17 protein-coding genes are annotated in these 17,581 nt (G+C 62.6%); 13 read left to right on the forward strand and 4 right to left on the reverse strand.

Going from position 1 to position 17,581, the window contains the following annotated elements:
• Nucleotides 1-175: 175 nt before the first annotated feature.
• Together ACP7BX_RS29940 and ACP7BX_RS29945 are read right to left on the reverse strand one after the other, a co-directional pair.
• Nucleotides 176-961, reverse strand: coding sequence for a sulfite exporter TauE/SafE family protein (locus ACP7BX_RS29940; RefSeq protein WP_177077146.1), 786 nt, complete (start codon nt 959-961; stop codon nt 176-178).
• 91 nt (nt 962-1,052) lie between these two features.
• On the reverse strand, nt 1,053-1,823 hold the full coding sequence (locus ACP7BX_RS29945) for a class I SAM-dependent methyltransferase (protein ID WP_314532139.1): 771 nt from the start codon (nt 1,821-1,823) through the stop codon (nt 1,053-1,055).
• 138 nt (nt 1,824-1,961) lie between these two features.
• Between ACP7BX_RS29945 and ACP7BX_RS29950 the strand changes: the two genes are divergently transcribed.
• Genes ACP7BX_RS29950 through ACP7BX_RS29960 form a run of 3 tightly spaced genes read left to right on the forward strand, consistent with a single transcriptional unit; the run spans nt 1,962 to nt 3,715 of the window.
• Nucleotides 1,962-2,483: a DUF3455 domain-containing protein gene (locus ACP7BX_RS29950; RefSeq protein WP_426130259.1), complete on the forward strand. Its 522-nt coding sequence runs from the start codon at nt 1,962-1,964 to the stop codon at nt 2,481-2,483.
• 51 nt (nt 2,484-2,534) lie between these two features.
• Nucleotides 2,535-3,050 (forward strand): sigma-70 family RNA polymerase sigma factor, encoded by a 516-nt coding sequence (locus ACP7BX_RS29955; RefSeq protein WP_314532137.1) that lies wholly within the window; start codon nt 2,535-2,537, stop codon nt 3,048-3,050.
• On the forward strand, nt 3,047-3,715 hold the full coding sequence (locus ACP7BX_RS29960; protein WP_426130257.1) for an anti-sigma factor: 669 nt from the start codon (nt 3,047-3,049) through the stop codon (nt 3,713-3,715). The genes ACP7BX_RS29955 and ACP7BX_RS29960 overlap by 4 nt, the downstream gene beginning before the upstream one ends.
• Here ACP7BX_RS29960 and ACP7BX_RS29965 read toward each other — a convergent pair whose 3' ends face one another.
• Nucleotides 3,716-5,017, reverse strand: coding sequence for an ATP-binding protein (locus tag ACP7BX_RS29965; RefSeq protein WP_426130255.1), 1,302 nt, complete (start codon nt 5,015-5,017; stop codon nt 3,716-3,718).
• A gap of 3 nt (nt 5,018-5,020) precedes the next feature.
• Nucleotides 5,021-5,722, reverse strand: a complete 702-nt coding sequence (locus tag ACP7BX_RS29970; RefSeq protein WP_010210801.1) for a response regulator transcription factor — start codon at nt 5,720-5,722, stop codon at nt 5,021-5,023.
• 171 nt (nt 5,723-5,893) lie between these two features.
• Between ACP7BX_RS29970 and ACP7BX_RS29975 the strand changes: the two genes are divergently transcribed.
• The 10 genes from ACP7BX_RS29975 to ACP7BX_RS30020 all read left to right on the forward strand — a co-directional run bounded on the left by ACP7BX_RS29975 (nt 5,894) and on the right by ACP7BX_RS30020 (nt 17,573).
• Nucleotides 5,894-7,036: an efflux RND transporter periplasmic adaptor subunit gene (locus ACP7BX_RS29975; RefSeq protein ID WP_033901517.1), complete on the forward strand. Its 1,143-nt coding sequence runs from the start codon at nt 5,894-5,896 to the stop codon at nt 7,034-7,036.
• A gap of 6 nt (nt 7,037-7,042) precedes the next feature.
• Nucleotides 7,043-10,141 carry a multidrug efflux RND transporter permease subunit gene (locus ACP7BX_RS29980; RefSeq protein ID WP_426130253.1) on the forward strand — a complete coding sequence of 1,033 codons (3,099 nt, stop codon included), beginning with the start codon at nt 7,043-7,045 and terminating at the stop codon, nt 10,139-10,141.
• A 38-nt stretch (nt 10,142-10,179) separates the two neighbouring features.
• The gene (locus tag ACP7BX_RS29985; protein ID WP_426130251.1) at nt 10,180-10,821 is read left to right on the forward strand and encodes a DUF1345 domain-containing protein; all 642 of its coding nucleotides are present in this window, start codon (nt 10,180-10,182) and stop codon (nt 10,819-10,821) included.
• A 73-nt stretch (nt 10,822-10,894) separates the two neighbouring features.
• Nucleotides 10,895-11,734 carry an AraC family ligand binding domain-containing protein gene (locus tag ACP7BX_RS29990; protein WP_426130249.1) on the forward strand — a complete coding sequence of 280 codons (840 nt, stop codon included), beginning with the start codon at nt 10,895-10,897 and terminating at the stop codon, nt 11,732-11,734.
• 53 nt (nt 11,735-11,787) lie between these two features.
• Nucleotides 11,788-12,375: a LysE family translocator gene (locus ACP7BX_RS29995; RefSeq protein WP_314532125.1), complete on the forward strand. Its 588-nt coding sequence runs from the start codon at nt 11,788-11,790 to the stop codon at nt 12,373-12,375.
• 108 nt (nt 12,376-12,483) lie between these two features.
• Nucleotides 12,484-13,503, forward strand: coding sequence for a LacI family DNA-binding transcriptional regulator (locus tag ACP7BX_RS30000; RefSeq protein WP_426130246.1), 1,020 nt, complete (start codon nt 12,484-12,486; stop codon nt 13,501-13,503).
• 41 nt (nt 13,504-13,544) lie between these two features.
• Nucleotides 13,545-14,327, forward strand: a complete 783-nt coding sequence (locus tag ACP7BX_RS30005; RefSeq protein WP_426130244.1) for a sugar phosphate isomerase/epimerase family protein — start codon at nt 13,545-13,547, stop codon at nt 14,325-14,327.
• Nucleotides 14,320-15,261, forward strand: coding sequence for a sugar kinase (locus tag ACP7BX_RS30010; RefSeq protein WP_426130242.1), 942 nt, complete (start codon nt 14,320-14,322; stop codon nt 15,259-15,261). The genes ACP7BX_RS30005 and ACP7BX_RS30010 overlap by 8 nt, the downstream gene beginning before the upstream one ends.
• Before the next feature lie 45 nt (nt 15,262-15,306).
• A complete protein-coding gene (locus tag ACP7BX_RS30015) occupies nt 15,307-16,599 on the forward strand; it encodes an MFS transporter (RefSeq protein ID WP_426130240.1) in 1,293 nt (430 codons plus the stop codon).
• Nucleotides 16,596-17,573, forward strand: a complete 978-nt coding sequence (locus ACP7BX_RS30020; protein ID WP_426130238.1) for a 2-hydroxyacid dehydrogenase — start codon at nt 16,596-16,598, stop codon at nt 17,571-17,573. The genes ACP7BX_RS30015 and ACP7BX_RS30020 overlap by 4 nt, the downstream gene beginning before the upstream one ends.
• Nucleotides 17,574-17,581 lie beyond the last annotated feature (8 nt).

The raw sequence follows: 17,581 nt of genomic DNA on the forward strand, positions 1-17,581 counted from the left end.
TGGCCCATCGCGGCGGCCCACGGATTCAAGCCGGAGTGAGGGCACACCGAGCCTAAGCGAGGTGCCGAGTGTTGGGGCAAGAGCGCTTTGGTTACTTTCGCGCTTTTCGAAAGTGACCCGCCGTAAGGGCGGAACCAATACCCGCCATCACCCAAATAACGGATATGCCCCCAAATCAAAACGCCAACTTATAACCAATGGCCATCAACATAACCGCCAAGCAAGGCCGCAACACGCCATCAGGCAACTTGCCCGTCATATGGCTACCCACATAGATCCCCGGCAACGACCCCATCAACAAAAACCCCAACAAATGCCAATCCATATTCCCCATGCTGGCATGCCCCAACCCCGCCACCAGCGTCAACGGCACGGCATGCGCAATCTCAGTCCCCACCAACCGCCGCGTCGCCAGAAACGGATACAAAATAAACAACGCCACCGTACCCAAGGCCCCAGCACCGATGGACGTCAGCGCCACCATGGTGCCAAGGATCGCCCCAGTCACCACCGTCAACGCATTCAAATTACGCGGACTCATGTGATAGCTATCACCCGCATGCCGCTGGGCAAACGCCAACAGGCTCTTCTTGAACAGAATCGCCAGGGCCGTCAACAGCAACACCACCCCGAGCGCCTGCTTGATCACCGCATTCATCACGCTAGGGTCAGTATGCAAACTGGCCAGAAACCACAAGGTCAACAGCACCGCCGGCACGCTGCCCAGGGTCAGCCAGCCGGTAATGGTCCAATCGATATTCTTGTTCTTGCTGTGTACCAACACCCCACCCGACTTGGTAATGGCGGCATACAACAGGTCAGTGCCCACGGCGGTAGCCGGATTGATACCAAACCACAACAGGATCGGCGTCATCAACGAGCCGCCACCCACACCGGTCATGCCCACGATAAAACCAACGATCAGGCCAGCTACCACAAAACCAAAATTACCCACATCCATTCCAGCTACCTGCGGCCTTATAAATTTCTGGCCGCAGGATAGCGATTTTTCTTATAACGACTTATATCAATATGATCTGACTTTATGCCTTTTAACTCAGTCGATGACAGGCATACGCCTGGGTCTGATACGGAAAGGCAACCGTGTCACGCCCCTTCAATGCCGGATGCGTGTCAATCAACACCTGGAGTTGCGCGGTCACGACCGCCTTGGCCGCATCCGGCAGTGCGGCGATAAAGCTCACAGAGAGGAAGCGGTCCATGATCACTTCTTGAGGGCTGCCCACATGACTGTAGGGAAAACAGGTCATTTCAGGCTCGGAAAAATACTCGCCAGTGAAGGCCTCACGCCAACGTCCCGTATGAAAACGCGGCGTGTCGCCCTCGTACGGGGTAATGATGGCGGTGATGGCAGCGACCCAGTCCACCGACTCATCCCGCACATTCCACACCAGGCCCAGTCGACCCTCGGGCTTGAGCACGCGATGGATTTCCGCCAGCGCGGCCTCGGTGGAAAACCAGTGGAACGCCTGGGCGCACACCACCGCGTCGGCGCTGGCAGTCGGCAGTGGGATGGATTCAGCCGTGCCATTGACCAGGCGCACATCGGGCAGCAGCTTGGTCAACTGCGCGCCCATCGCCGCCACCGGCTCGACGGCAATCAAGGTCGGCGCCAGGGCGCTGAGCAAGCGGGTGAATTTGCCAGTGCCGGCGCCCAGGTCAATCACACTGGCATGCGCGTCAATGTGCAGTGTGTCGGCGAGCCAGCCCGTGAGTTGTCTTGGATAATCCGGCCGGCCTTGGGCGTAGGTGACGGCCTGGGTCGAGAAACCCTGTTGAGCAGACGTGTGAACACCAGTCATTGCCAATCTCTCCTCGGGTAAAGCGGGGGAACAGTGTGCGCCCTCTCACTTTTATTTTCTAATCGCTGCATCCAATCGCGCAGGCCCTGGGTAGTCCTTTCAGAACCCCCGCTGTTTGACTGAAATGGAGAAGTACCCATGAACGCTAAAGCACTGTTCTGCCTCACTGCCCTGCTCGCCGCCGCCCCCGCAGCTTTCGCCCAGACCGGCTTGCCGGACAGCATCAAGGTGCCGGACGGCCATAAGGTGGCGATGGAAACCACTGGCGTCGGCGAAATCACCTACGAGTGCCGCGACAAAGCCAACGCCGCCGGCCAGACCGAGTGGACTTTCGTCGGGCCCAAGGCGGTGTTGAATGACCGCAGCGGCAAGCAAGTCGGCACCTACTTCGGCCCGCCGGCAACCTGGCAGGCCAAGGACGGTTCGAAAGTCACCGGCACCCAACTGGCCGTAGCGCCGTCGGGCGCGGGCAACCTGCCGTATCAGTTGGTCAAGGCCAACCCCGCTGAAGGCAAGGGCGCGATGAGCGGCGTGAGCTACATCCAGCGCGTGGCCCTCAAGGGCGGCGTAGCGCCGAGCAGCGAGTGCACGGCGGCCAACAAAGGCAAGCAGGAAGTGGTGAAGTACCAGGCGGATTACATCTTCTGGGCAGCCAACTGAGTAAAGTCGGCTACGCTGCCCCCCATGCCGATCATTGGGGGGTAGCCATCCGTGTTTGATTACGAAGCCTGTCTGCAGGCCTGCGCCCGTGGCGATCAACGCGCCTTGCGCCAGTTGTATGAGCAGGAAAGCAGCCATTTGCTCGGCGTGGCGATGCGCATCGCCAGGGACAAATCCCTGGCCGAAGACATCGTGCATGATGCGTTTATCAAGATCTGGCGCGGTGCCGGCAGTTTTGACCCCAGTCGCGGCTCGGCCCGTGGCTGGGTGTTTAGCGTGACCCGGCACCTGGCGCTCAATATCGTACGTAACCATTACCGCGAAATCCCGTTGGGCGACGAGCACGAACAAGTCGCTGCAACCGAAACCTTTGAATTCAGCGCACGCTCCGGGCAAGTCCACACCTGCCTGGAGCAACTCGACCCGGCCCGTCGCACGTGCATCCTGCATGCTTATGTCGACGGTTATTCCCACAGCGAAATCGCCCAGAAACTCGACACCCCGCTGGGGACCGTCAAGGCCTGGATCAAACGTAGCCTCGCCGCGCTGCGGGAGTGCATGGCATGAGCAACCCACTGGACGAACTGGCCAGCGAATACGTGCTGGGCACCCTGCCCGGCGAACAACGCGCCGACGTCGAACAACGCCTGAAACACGACGCCGAACTACGCGCCGCAGTGGACGCCTGGGAGCAGCGCCTGTTGCCACTGACCGCCTTAGCGGAACCCGTGCCACCCTCCTCTGAGCTGTGGCGGCGTATCGAACGTAACATCGCCAGTGCCCGCACGCACTGGTGGGACCTGCTGGCCGTATGGCGCGGCCTGGCCGGTGCAGGGCTTTTGACCACGCTGGTGCTGGCCGCGCTGCTGCTGACCCGCCCACCCACTGCCGACCCGACCTTTCTGGTGGTGCTGGTGGCGCCGCAAAGCCAGGCTCCGGGTTGGGTGATCCAGGCGCGCAATGACCAGCAGATTCAGTTGATTCCCTTGGGGGTGATGGAAGTGCCGTCCGACAAGGCCCTGCAGTTCTGGACCAAAGGCGACGGCTGGCAGGGGCCGGTGTCCCTGGGCCTGGTCAAACCGGGGCAGACGCTCTCGGTGCCGTTGGACAAGCTGCCGCCGCTCACCCAGAACCAGCTGTTCGAGCTGACCCTGGAAGACCCGCGCGGCTCGCCGACCGGCAAACCCACTGGGCCGATCCAGGCAATCGGCCGCGCGGTCAAGGTGCTCTGATCAGGCGACGGTGGGCAACCACACGCGAAACCGCGCACCGCCCAGCGGCGAAGCCAACGTCGTCAAGCTGCCGCCCTGGGCTTCCAGGGCGCGTCGGCTGATGGCCAGGCCCAGGCCAAAACCGCCGGTGGCGCGGTCGCGGCTGCGGTCCAGGCGGTAGAACGGCTCGAAGATGCGCTCGCGCTGGTCCACAGGGATGCCGATACCGTCGTCGTCCACCCAGATTTCACAGCCCTCGGCGCACACCTTCACACCGACCTGGATGCGCTTGTCGCAGTAACGCGTGGCATTGCGCAACAGGTTCTGCAAGGCACGGGCAGTCAGACGCGGGTCGAGGCTGAAGCGCTCCACGGCGCAGTCGAGTGCCACATCGATGACGATCTCGGGGTTTTCCAGTTCGTCATCGACACTGCCCAGCACGCTGTCGATGAACTCATCGAGGACCACCTCGACCCGCTCCGGCAACTGCGCCGGGTTTTGCAGGCGGCTGTAGGACAGCAACTCCAGCACCAGCTCATCCAGCTCGCGGATATGCGCGACCAGACTTTGCAGGCGCTCGCGGCTGGCTTCGGGCAGGTCTTCTGACAACGCCAGGGCCAGGCCGAAATCCAGGCGCGTGAGCGGCGTGCGCAGTTCGTGGGACACCGCATTGAGCAGGTCGCGCTGCTGGTTGAGCAGGTGTTCGATGTCGTCGGCCATGGTGTCGAACACCGTGGCCAGGCTGCCGATGTTGGAGCTTGGGGGAATGTGTGTGCGCTCGCTCAGATTGCCCCGGCCCAATTGGGCGGCCGTGCTTTTCAGGCGCTCCAGGTCGCGCCAGTGGGGGCGCAGCCACATCAGCAGGCAGGCCAGCAATGCGGCGACGATCAACACATTGATCGCCCAGTACAGCACGTTCATGTCCAGTGGGTCGGGCGGTATGGTCAGTTTGACCGCGAACTGCTCGTTGATCGGCGAGCTGATTTCGGTCATCCAGCCCCACTCCCCCAGGCGCACGACGGACTTGCCCTGCTCCAGCAGTTGTTCTTCGGCCGGGGTGTAGCTGGCGTCCTGGCGCAGCAGCAATTGCACTTTCAGCGGCGCAAAGTCGCGGCCCAGTTGCTCGGTCACCTGTGACCAGCGCTCCACCGGCGCCCGCAGGTATTGCTTGACGATCAGCTTCTGCTGGCCGCGGGTCTGCTCGATGTTGTAGTTCATGTAGCGGTGTTCGAACAGCTGGATCACCAGCGAGGGGATCAGGTAGATCGCCATGCTGTAGGTGACGATGGTGATCAGGTAAAGCCGCAGCAGTACTCGGAACATGGCTCAGCATTCCCACTCGGAACGACTGAACAGGTAACCCTTGCCCCACACCGTCTTGATTTTGCGCGCTTCGCCGGCGTTGTCGTCGAACTTGCGGCGCAGCTTGGAGATGGCCACGTCCACCGAACGGTCGGTGCCATTGAACTCGATGCCGCGCAGGCGTTGCAGGATCTGGTCGCGGCTCAATACCTCTCCCGCATGCCGCGCCAGCACCACCAACAGGTTATATTCGCCGCTGGACAACTCCACCGGCTGCTCGCGCCAGGTCACGGTGCGCTCCGACAGGTCGATGCACAGGTTGCCCATGATGATCTGATCGTTGGCCACCTGGGGTTCGGACAAACTGCTGCGCCTTAACAAGGTGCGTACCCGCGCCAGCAATACACGCGGCTCGCAGGGCTTGGTCACGTAGTCGTCGGCGCCCATTTCCAGGCCCAACACCTGGTCGTGGCTGTCATCACGGGCGGTGAGCATCAGGATCGGCAGGCCTGCCGAGTCGGCGCGCAACAGGCGGCAGACTTGCAGGCCATCGAGGCCGGGCAACATCAGGTCGAGGATCACCAGGTCCGGCGGGTTCAGGCGCGCGCGTTCACGGACATGGTCGCCACGGCTGAGCACGCTGACGTGGTAGCCATTGCGCTCCAGGTAGCTGGCAATCAGCTCGGAGAGTGCGGCGTCGTCTTCCACCAGGAGGATGTTGGGCATGGTGTTTCCAAATAATGCGGTTTGTTGGTGTGTTGCAGGATTGTGCAAGGATATACGCCCCCGGCGCCCCGCGCGTCGCACCTTACATTTCTTCACAGACGAGCTACACAGCTTCACAGCACCAAGGCGCAGGTGACTTTAGGATGCGCCAGTCAATATTGGGATAAGAGCATGTCGAAGAATCTGTTTGCGCCATTTTGCCTGCTGGCCCTCACCCTGGCCTTGAGCGCGTGTGGCGACTCCGCCGCCGAAGCACCGCAAATGCCCCTGGCCAAAGTGCGCGTCGAAACCCTTGAAGCCAAACCCTTGGCCATCACCAGCGAACTCAGCGGGCGAATTGCCGCGCCGCGTATCGCCGAAGTGCGCGCACGGGTCGCAGGCGTGGTGATGCAACGGGTGTTCAAGGAAGGCCATGACGTGAAACAGGGCGACGTGCTGTTTCGCATCGATCCCGCGCCGTTCAAGGCCGACCTCGACAGCGCCCAGGCCAACCTGAGCAAGGCCGAGGCCGACGCCTTCAAGGCACGCCTGCAGGAGCAGCGCTACAGCCAATTGGTGGAAGGCAATGCCATCAGCGGCCAGGACTACGACAACGCCCGCGCCGCCGTGCGCCAGACCGCCGCCGAAGTCGCCGCCAACAAGGCCGCCGTCGAACGCGCCCGCTTGAACCTGGGCTACGCCACCGTGACCGCGCCGATTTCCGGGCGCATCGGCCGTGCGCTGGTCACCGAAGGTGCGCTGGTCGGCCAGAACGAGGCCACGCCGCTGGCACTCATCCAGCAACTGGACCCGATCCACGCCGACCTCACCCAGTCCACCCGCGAGCTGAATGACCTGCGCCGCGCCTTCCGCGCCGGCAGCTTGAAGCAGGTCGGCCAGGACCAGGCCAAGGCCACGCTGATCGAGGACGACGGCAGCCTCTACCCGTTGCCGGGCAAGTTGCTGTTCGCCGAGATCAGCGTCGACCCCGGCACCGGGCAAATCATCCTGCGCAGCGAGTTCCCCAACCCGGACCTTGACCTGCTACCCGGCAGCTTTGTGCGCGTGCGCCTGGAACAGGCCGTCGACAAACAAGGCATCAGCGTGCCGCAACGCGCCATCACCCGTGACAGCGCCGGTATCCCGATGGTGTTGCTGCTGGACGCCGAGCAGACCGTGAGCCAGCAGCCGGTAGAGCTGGGCGCGGTGATCAATGATCGCTGGATCGTCAGCAGCGGCCTCAAGCCCGGTGACCGCATCATCGTCGAAGGCCTGCAACACGCGCGCCCCGGTGAAAAAGTTGAAGTGGACGACAGCCCGCTCGTAAAGGAATAACCCGCCATGCCGCAGTTCTTTATTGACCGCCCGATCTTCGCCTGGGTGGTCGCCCTGTTTATCCTGCTGGCCGGTCTGTTGGCAATCCCGCAACTGCCGGTGGCGCAGTACCCCAACGTCGCGCCGCCGAAAGTCGAGATCTACGCGGTGTACCCCGGTGCGTCGGCGCAGACCCTGGATGAAAGCGTGGTGAGCCTGATCGAGCAGGAGCTCAACGGCGCCGATCACTTGCTGTATTTCGAGTCCCAGAGCAGCCTCGGCTCGGCCACCATCACCGCCACCTTCCAGCCCGGCACCAACCCGGAAATGGCCCAGGTGGACGTGCAGAACCGCCTCAAAGCGGTGGAGCCGCGCCTGCCCCAGGCGGTGACCCAGCAGGGCTTGCAGGTGGAGAAAGTCTCCGCCGGCTTCCTGCTGCTGGTGACCCTCACCTCCAGCGACGGCAAGCTCAATGACGTGGCGCTGAGTGATTACCTGGCGCGCAACGTGATGAACGAACTCAAGCGTCTCGACGGTGTGGGCAAGGCCCAGCTGTATGGTGCCGAGCGCGCCATGCGCATCTGGATCGACCCGCAGAAACTGATCGGTTTCAACCTGACGCCGGCCGACGTGAACGCCGCGATCAGCGCGCAGAACGCCCAGGTTTCGGCCGGCAGCATCGGTGATCTGCCGGGCACCAACACCCAGGAAATCACCGCCGCGATCCTGGTCAAGGGCCAGCTTTCGACGCCTGCGGAATTTGCCGACATCGTGCTCAAGGCCAACCCGGACGGCTCCACCGTGCGCATCGGCGATGTGGCGCGGGTGGAGGTCGGCAGCCAGGAATATCAGTTCTCCACCCGCCTGAACGGCAAGCCCTCCACGGCTGTCAGCGTGCAGCTGTCGCCGGGCGCCAACGCGCTGAACACCGCGACGCTGGTGCGGGCGAAGATGGACGAGCTGTCGCGCTACTTCCCGGCCAATGTGGAATACAAGATCCCGTACGACACCTCGCCGTTCGTCAAGGTCTCGATCACCAAGGTGGTCTACACCCTGCTCGAAGCGATGGCGCTGGTGTTTGCGGTGATGTTCCTGTTCCTGCAGAACGTGCGCTACACCTTGATCCCGACGCTGGTGGTGCCGATTGCCCTGATGGGCACCTTCGCCACCATGTTGTTGCTGGGCTTCTCGATCAACGTACTGACCATGTTCGGCATGGTGCTGGCCATCGGCATTCTGGTGGACGACGCCATTGTGGTGGTGGAGAACGTCGAGCGCATCATGGCCACCGAAGGACTGTCGCCCAAGGAGGCGACGAAAAAGGCCATGGGCCAGATCACCGGGGCCATCATCGGCATTACCCTGGTGCTGGTCGCGGTGTTCCTGCCGATGGCGTTCATGGCCGGTTCGGTGGGGGTGATCTACCAACAGTTCTCGTTGTCGATGGCGACCTCAATCCTGTTCTCGGCATTCCTCGCCCTGACCTTGACCCCGGCTCTGTGCGCTACCTTGCTCAAGCCGATCGCCAAGGGCGAACACCATGCCAAGGGCGGTTTCTTCGGTTGGTTCAACACGCGCTTTGAACAGCTCACCGACCGCTATGAAGGCTGGGTGGCCTATGCCCTCAAGCGCAGCGGCCGCTACCTGCTGATCTACCTGGTGCTGCTGGTCGGCCTGGGCTGGATGTTCAGCCGTCTGCCCTCCTCCTTCCTGCCGGTGGAAGACCAGGGTTACACCATCACTGACATCCAGCTGCCGCCCGGCGCGAGCAAGAACCGCACGGTGCAGGTGGCCGAGCAGATCGAAGCGCACAACGCCGAGGAACCTGGGGTGGGCGACACCACCATGATCATGGGCTTCAGCTTCTCCGGTTCCGGGCAGAACGCCGCGCTGGCGTTTACCACGCTCAAGGATTGGTCCGAGCGCAGCAGCGATGATTCGGCTTCGTCGATTGCCGACCGCGCCAACATGGCCTTCAGCGAGCTCAAGGATGCAATTGCCTACGCGGTGCTGCCGCCACCGGTGGATGGCCTGGGCACCTCCAGTGGTTTCGAGTTCCGCCTGCAGGACCGCGGTGGCGTCGGCCATGCCGCGCTGATGGCGGCGCGTACCGAATTGCTGGCCGCTGCCGAGAAAAGCCCGATCCTGGCCAACGTGCGTGAAAGCGCCCTGGCCGAAGCCCCGCAAGTGCAACTGGAAGTGGACCGCAAGCAGGCCAACGCGCTGGGCGTATCGTTTGCGGACGTAGGCAATGTGTTGTCCTCGGCCATCGGGTCGGCCTACATCAACGACTTCCCCAACCAGGGCCGCATGCAGCGGGTGGTGGTGCAGGCTGAAGGCGACCAGCGCAGCCAGGTCGCAGACTTGATGAAAATCAACGTGCGCAACAATGCCGGGAAGATGGTGCCGCTGTCGTCGTTTGTCGAAGCCAAATGGACCCAGGGCCCGACCCAACTGACCCGTTACAACGGCTACCCGGCCATCGCGATTTCCGGCGAAGCGGCACCGGGCCACAGTACCGGTGAAGCGATGGACGAGATCCAGCGCCTGGTCAGCCAGTTGCCGGCAGGTCTTGGCCAGGAATGGACCGGTCTGTCGTTGCAGGAACGCTTGTCCGGCTCCCAGGCGCCCTTGCTGCTGGGCTTGTCGCTGCTGATCGTGTTCCTGTGCCTGGCGGCGTTGTACGAAAGCTGGTCGATCCCGACCTCGGTGTTGCTGGTGGTGCCGCTCGGTGTACTCGGCGCGGTCATCGCGGTGAGCTTGCGCGGCATGCCCAACGATGTGTTCTTCAAGGTTGGCCTGATTACCATCATCGGCTTGTCGGCGAAGAACGCGATCCTGATCATCGAGTTCGCCAAGGACCTGTATGACCAGGGCGAAGACCTGGTCACCGCCACCTTGAAAGCCGCACGGTTGCGCCTGCGGCCGATCATCATGACGTCCCTGGCGTTCATCCTTGGCGTGGTGCCGCTGGCGATTGCCACCGGTGCCAGCTCGGCCAGCCAGCAGGCGATTGGTACAGGGGTGATCGGCGGGATGATCACCGCAACGCTGGCGGTGGTGTTTGTGCCGGTGTTCTTCGTAGTGGTCATGAAGCTGGTGCGCAAGCGCCACAAGACCGAGTGATGCTATGGTGCTCACAACCGCCTGCGTTGTGAGCACCTATGTCGTTTCTAGCCCGCACCCACCCCCGCCTCTCCGCCGCCGCCGTGTTAGGGATTGCCGTGGGCATCCTGGTGCCGGCCGACACCCTCGTCAGCAAAATCCTCATCGGCTGGAACGCCGGCGTCTGGACCTACCTGGTGCTGATGCTGTGGCTGACCCGCCGCGCCAAAGCCGAAGACGTCAAACGCATCGCCGAGATCGAAGATGAAAACGCCGGGTTGGTGCTATTCACGGTGTGCATCGCCGCCATTGCCAGTTTGGCGACCATCACCTTCGAACTGGTGGGCAGCAAAGACCTGGCGACCTCGGAACGCCTGCTGCACTACGGTTTCACCGGGCTGACCGTGATCGGTTCTTGGCTGCTGATCGGGGTGATTTTCAGCGTGCACTACGCCCGCCTGTATTACACCTGGGACGGCAAGGAACCGGCGTTGCGCTTTGCCGAGGGCCTGACCACCCCCAATTACTGGGACTTCCTGTACTTTTCCTTCACCATCGGCGTAGCAGTGCAGACCTCCGACGTGGGCGTCGCCACCCGTGGCATGCGCAAAGTGGTGCTGGGGCAATCGTTGATCGGCTTTCTGTTCAACACAGCGATCCTGGGATTCTCGATCAATATCGCCGCCGGGCTGTTCGGTTGACGCTGCACAAACCTTCTAGACGCCCGGCACACGCTGGGCGCTAATGGCCTTACTTAGTCCGCCTCGGTGTTTTATGGCCGCGCACAACTGGATCGACCTGTCCCAGGACGCCGACACCGGCATCGAGACCCTGCGCGCGCACTTTGAAGGCCACGCCTACGACCCTCACTGGCACGACAGCTACCTGATCGGCGTCACCGAACAAGGCGTGCAGCAATTCAACTGCCGCCGCACCCGCCACCACAGCGTGCCGGGCCAGGTGTTCCTGGTGGAACCCGGCGAGCTGCATGACGGCGACGCGCCCACGGCGGACGGTTTCACCTACCACATGCTCTACCTCGATCCGCACTGGTTGGCGCGGGAAGTCAGTGCGGTGTTCGAAGAGGCGCCGCTGGACAGCCAGTTGAGCTTCGCCAGCACCTTGACCAGCGACCCGCGCCTGGCCCTGGCCACCAGCCAAGCCTTCCAGACCCTGCACAGCGGCGAACTGCGCATCGTGCGCCAGCGCGCCATGGACCAGTTGCTGGAGCACCTCACCGGCCTGCTCTACTGGCGCACCCGCTACCGCGACGACCCTCGATTGCCCTTGGTGGCACACAAGGCACGGGAATACCTGCATGCCCACTTGCACATTGATGTGGGCATGGACGAACTGGCGCTCGCGTGTGGCGTCGACCGCTTCCGCCTGACCCGTGCGTTCAAGAGCGCGTTTGGCCTGCCTCCCCACGCCTATCTGGTGCAACTGCGCCTGGCCCGCGCCCGGCACTTGCTGGCCAGGGGCGAACAACCGGCGGACGTCGCGATTGCCCTGGGCTTCGCCGACCAGAGCCACCTGGGGCGTTGGTTCGTACGCGCCTACGGCCTGACACCGGCGGCGTACCGCAAGCGCTGCTCAAATCTTCCAGACAGGTAGCCAGCGCGCTTGTGAAGATGACTCCATCGATTGGTCTACTGGAGTCGCCTGTCATGTTGCCGTTTATGTTGTTCGCCTTTGTAGCCTCTATTACCCCCGGCCCCACTAACATCCTGGTGCTGAGTAACAGCGCACGTCATGGTTTCAAGGCGGCCTTGCCGATCATTCTCGGCGCCTGCGCAGGCGCGGCGGGCCTGGTGTTATTAGTGGGCAGCGGCGTTGGCCAATCGTTGGTGCAGTTGCCCAAGGTGCAAACGGCCATGCAATGGATCGGCGTCGCCTGGTTGAGTTACCTGGCCTGGCAGATCTTCAGCGCACCCGCCCAAGCCATCGACGTGCACGTCAGCGAAAAGCCCCTTGGCCTGATCGGCGCTGCCGGCCTGCAGTTGATCAACCCGAAAACCTGGATGATGGCCCTGGCGGTGGTCAGCGTATTTGCCGGCAACGGCGCTGAGCGCCAGAGCCACGTGGTACAGCTGTCCCTGGTATTTTTCCTGATATCACTGCCCTGCCTGGGCACGTGGGCGCTGCTGGGCGTAGGGTCGGCACGGCTGCTTCGTTCGGCCAGGGCGATGCAGCGCTTCAACCGGGGCATGGCACTGTTGCTGCTGGTGGCGACCTGGCTGAGTGTGGTGATTTGACGCACCGGCCATCTGACTTTGTCCTACAACCGCTTGACGACTTTCCTCATTTGATGGTTTCCTGAAACCGGTTTCAGTCATTCCAATAAAAACAGAAGGTCGATGACCGTGAACAACTTTTCTGCCGCCCAGCGCAGCCGCGTGACCATGCTTGATGTGGCCGAGCGCGCCGGTGTGTCCAAGGCCAGCGTGTCGCGTTTTATCGGCGACGACCGCGCCCTGCTCTCCGATGCCATTGCCTTGCGCATCGAGCAAGCCATCGAACAACTCGGCTACCGCCCCAACCAGATGGCCCGTGGTCTCAAACGTGGCCGCACGCGCCTGATCGGCATGCTGGTGGCCGATATCCGCAACCCCTATTCCATTGCCGTGATGCACGGTGTCGAAACCGCCTGCCGCCAGCACGGCTACAGCCTGGTGGTGTGCAACACCGACCGCGATGACGAGCAAGAGCGCCAGCACCTGGCGGCCCTGCGTTCGTACAACATCGAAGGGTTGATCGTGAACACCCTTGGCCATCACCTCGACCAACTGCTGGAACTGCAACGGGAAATGCCCCTGGTGCTGGTGGACCGCAAGGTCGAGCCACTGCACAGCGACCTGGTCGGCCTGGACAACCCAGCGGCTGTGCGCATGGCGGTGGAACATCTGGAGCAACAGGGTTATCGCGATGTGCTGCTAGTGAGCGAAGCCACCGATGGCACCAGTTCGCGCTTGGAGCGCCTGGACAGCTTCAAGGCTGAGATTGCCAACCGCCCGGCATTGACCGGTGCCGTGCTGGAGCTGGATGACGCGCTGCAACACCACCTGCAAACCTTTCTCGCAAAACCTGGCCCCAAGGCGCTGTTCTGTGCCAACGGCGTCGCAGCGCTGGCCTGCACCCGTGCGCTGAAGAATCTGGGCAGCAACCTGTTCGATGACGTAGGCCTGATCGCCCTGGATGACCTGGATTGGTATCCATTGGTGGGCACCGGCATCACCGCCCTCGCCCAACCCACCGACGCCATTGGCGCCTCGGCGTTCGACTGCCTGCTCAAGCGCTTGCGCGGCGACACCGAGCCGACACGTACCCTGGATTTCTTGCCCCAACTGATTATCCGAGGCTCAACACACCTCCCACAGCTTTGATTTTCGCTTAAAAATGAAACCGGTTTCAGAGGTAAACAACAATGCATAAATACCCCGTCTCCATCAGCCTTTCCAGCTACGGCGCCGACCTGGTACGCCAGCAGGGCCAATTGAGTTTTGTCGAGGTCCTCGCCGCCGCCGGCGCACAGCGCATCGAATGGCGCGAAGAACTTTTAACGGGCGAACAGCCCACCGAACTGGCCCAGGCCGCGGCGCAACAAGACCTGGAATCGGTGTTCTCATCGCCCCTGGAACTGTGGGTCGCCGGCCGAGCCCAAGCGAATGCCGAACTCGCGGCCACCCTGGATCGGGCGCAGGCGTTCGGTTCACGCTGGCTGAAAGTCTCCCTCGGGTACTTCACCGACACCAACGACCTGGAAAGCCTGCACGCCCTGCTCAACCGCCACTCGGTTCAGCTGTTGGTCGAGAACGACCAGACCCTGCACGGCGGCCGCATCGAACCCATGCAGCGTTTCTTCACCGAAGTCGAACGCCTGGGCCTGCCGGTCAAGATGACCTTCGACATCGGCAACTGGCAGTGGCAGGACCAATCCGCTCTCACCGCCGCACGCCTGCTGGGCCGGCATGTCGATTACCTGCACTGCAAGGCCGTGGCCCGGCGCGCCGACGGCAAGCTGGTCGCCCTGCCGCCTGGCGCCACCGACCTGCATCTGTGGGAACAACTGCTCAAGCACATGACTCCAGGTATTAGCCGGGCCGTGGAATTTCCGTTGCAAGGCGATGACCTGGTCGCAATCACTGCACAGCAAGTCGCCGCCCTCGCCCTGCTGGGCCAACCCCGTGCGGAGCATGCTCATGTCTGAGATCGATATCCTGTCGTTTGGTGAAACCATGGCGATGTTTGTCGCCGAGCAAACGGGCGACTTGGCCCAGGTGGCTCAGTTCCATAAACGCATCGCGGGCGCCGACAGTAATGTCGCCATCGGCCTGTCGCGCCTGGGCTTCAACGTGGCGTGGTTGAGTCGGGTGGGCAGCGATTCCCTCGGGCGTTTTGTGGTCGACACGCTGACCCAGCAAGGCCTGGATTGCCGGCATGTGGCGGTCGATCCGCTGCACCCCACCGGTTTTCAATTCAAGTCCCGCGAAGAAGCCGGTGATGATCCCCAGGTGGAGTACTTCCGCAAGGGCTCGGCGGCCAGTCACTTGTCCATCGCGGCCATCAGTCCTGCGTTGCTGCAGGCCCGCCATCTGCATGCCACCGGGATTCCGCCCGCCTTGTCCGAGGCGACACGCGAGTTGTCCGTCGAGCTGATGACGCAGATGCGCAAGGCCGGGCGCAGCGTGTCGTTCGACCCCAACCTGCGCCCGTCGTTATGGGCCAACCAACAAACAATGATCCGCGAAATCAACGCCCTCGCAGGGCTCGCCGATTGGGTTCTGCCGGGCCTGGGCGAAGGCCGTCTGCTCACCGGTTTCGATGACCCGGCCGATATTGCCGCGTTCTATCTGGACCAGGGCGCCGAAGCCGTGGCCATCAAGCTCGGCCCGGACGGCGCCTACTACCGCACCCACATGGACCAGGGCTTTGTCGCCGCCGTGCGCGTGGACAAAGTCGTGGACACGGTCGGAGCCGGTGACGGTTTTGCCGTGGGCATGATCAGCGCCCTGCTGGAAAACCTCAGCTTTCCCGAGGCGGTACAGCGCGGCAACTGGATCGGCAGCCGCGCCGTGCAAAGCCGTGGCGACATGGAAGGCTTGCCCGCCCGCTCAGAGTTACCCATTCGATCCGTTGCCTAACCCACTACCTGTTGCCACAACTACAACAAGCTCAGGAGCAACCCCATGGACACCGTGAAACTCGCCACCCGCCGTTGGTGGTACATCATGCCCATCGTTTTTATCACCTACAGCCTGGCGTACCTGGACCGCGCCAACTACGGCTTCGCCGCCGCCTCCGGGATGGCCGAAGACCTGATGATCACCCCCGGCATGTCGTCCTTGCTGGGCGCGCTGTTTTTCCTTGGTTACTTTTTCTTCCAGGTACCGGGGGCGATCTACGCGCAAAAGCGCAGCGTCAAGAAGCTGATCTTCGTCAGCCTGATCCTGTGGGGCGGCCTCGCCACCCTGACCGGCGTGGTGTCCAACGCCTACATGCTGATCGTGATCCGCTTCATGCTCGGCGTGGTCGAGGCCGCCGTGATGCCGGCGATGCTGGTGTACCTGTGCCACTGGTTCACCCGTGCCGAACGCTCGCGCGCCAATACCTTCCTGATCCTCGGCAACCCGGTGACCATGCTGTGGATGTCGGTGGTGTCGGGCTACCTGGTGCAGCATTTCAGCTGGCGTTGGATGTTTATCATCGAAGGCCTGCCGGCGGTGCTGTGGGCGTTTATCTGGTGGAAGCTGGCCGATGAGCGTCCAAAAGATGCCAAGTGGCTGAGCGATACCGAGAAACAGGACCTCGAAACCGCGCTGGCCGCCGAGCAAGTCGGGATCAAGGCGGTAAAGAACTACGCTGAAGCCTTCCGCTCACCCAAGGTGATCATCCTGGCCCTGCAGTTCTTTTGCTGGAGCATCGGCGTGTACGGCTTTGTGCTGTGGCTGCCGTCGATCCTCAAGCAAGGCTTGCAGATGGACATGGTCGAGGCCGGCTGGCTGTCGGCGCTGCCCTACCTGGCGGCGGTGATTGGCATGCTGGTGGTGTCCTGGGGCTCGGACAAGCTGCAAAAGCGCAAACGTTTCGTGTGGCCACCGTTGCTGATTGCCTCGATTGCTTTCTATGCGTCCTACATGCTCGGTGCCGAACACTTCTGGTGGTCCTACACCTTGCTGGTGATCGCCGGGGCCTGCATGTATGCGCCCTACGGTCCGTTTTTTGCGATTGTCCCGGAGATCCTGCCGGCCAACGTCGCCGGGGGTGCCATGGCGCTGATCAACAGCATGGGCGCCCTGGGTTCATTCGGCGGCTCGTACCTGGTGGGCTACCTCAATAGCAGCACCGGTTCGCCCGGCGCCTCGTACTTGCTGATGAGCGGCGCGTTGCTGCTGTCGGTGGTGCTGACGATTTTTCTCAAGCCCGGCGCAAGTGATCGCACGCCGGTGCCCCACCTGGATTTGAAGGTAAAGACCGCATGAAAAAGTCTGTCGTGTTGTACAAGAAACTCTCCGCGCCACTGATGGCCCGCCTGCATGAACAGGCCGAGGTCACGCTGATCGAAGCGCTGGATGACACTGGCCTGGCCAAACTGCGCGACGCCCTGCCCGACGCTCACGGCCTGCTGGGCGCCAGCCTGCGCTTGGACGCCAAGCTCCTCGACCTGGCGCCGCAGTTGCAAGCCGTGGCCAGCGTGTCGGTCGGCGTCGACAACTACGACATCGACTACCTGACCGCGCGCGGCATCCTGCTCAGCAACACCCCCGACGTGCTCACCGAAACCACCGCCGACACCGGTTTTGCGCTGATCCTGGCCACCGCCCGGCGTGTGGTCGAACTGGCCGACATGGTGCGCGCCGGCCAGTGGCACAAAAACATCGGCCCGGCGCATTTCGGCAGCGACGTGCATGGCAAGACCCTGGGCATCATCGGTATGGGCCGCATCGGCGAGGCCTTGGCCCAGCGTGGGCATTTTGGTTTTGGTATGCCGGTGATCTACCACAGCCATTCGCCCAAGCCGGCGGTGGAGGCGCGTTTCGGCGCGCAGTACCGCAGTTTGAATGACTTGCTGCAACAGGCCGACTTTGTTTGCCTGACCCTGCCACTGACGGCCGAGACGGAAAAGCTGATCGGCGCCGAACAGTTCGCGCTGATGGGCCCGGAGACGATCTTCATCAACATTTCGCGGGGCAAAGTGGTGGATGAAGCAGCGCTGGTGGAGGCGCTGCAACAGCGCACCATTCGGGCGGCGGGGTTGGATGTGTTTGAGCGTGAGCCGCTGAATCACGACTCGCCATTGTTGCGTTTGAACAATGTGGTGGCGACGCCGCATATCGGCTCGGCCACCCACGAGACGCGGGAGGCCATGGCCAAATGCGCGGTGGATAATCTGTTGCAGGCGTTGGCCGGGGAAAGGCCAAAGAACCTTGTGAATGCAGCAGCGTGGAAACACTGATCCTACTG

Origin of the sequence: Pseudomonas sp. DWP3-1-3b3, from assembly GCF_049896305.1 — a bacterium.
Lineage (GTDB): Bacteria > Pseudomonadota > Gammaproteobacteria > Pseudomonadales > Pseudomonadaceae > Aquipseudomonas > Aquipseudomonas azotoformans_A.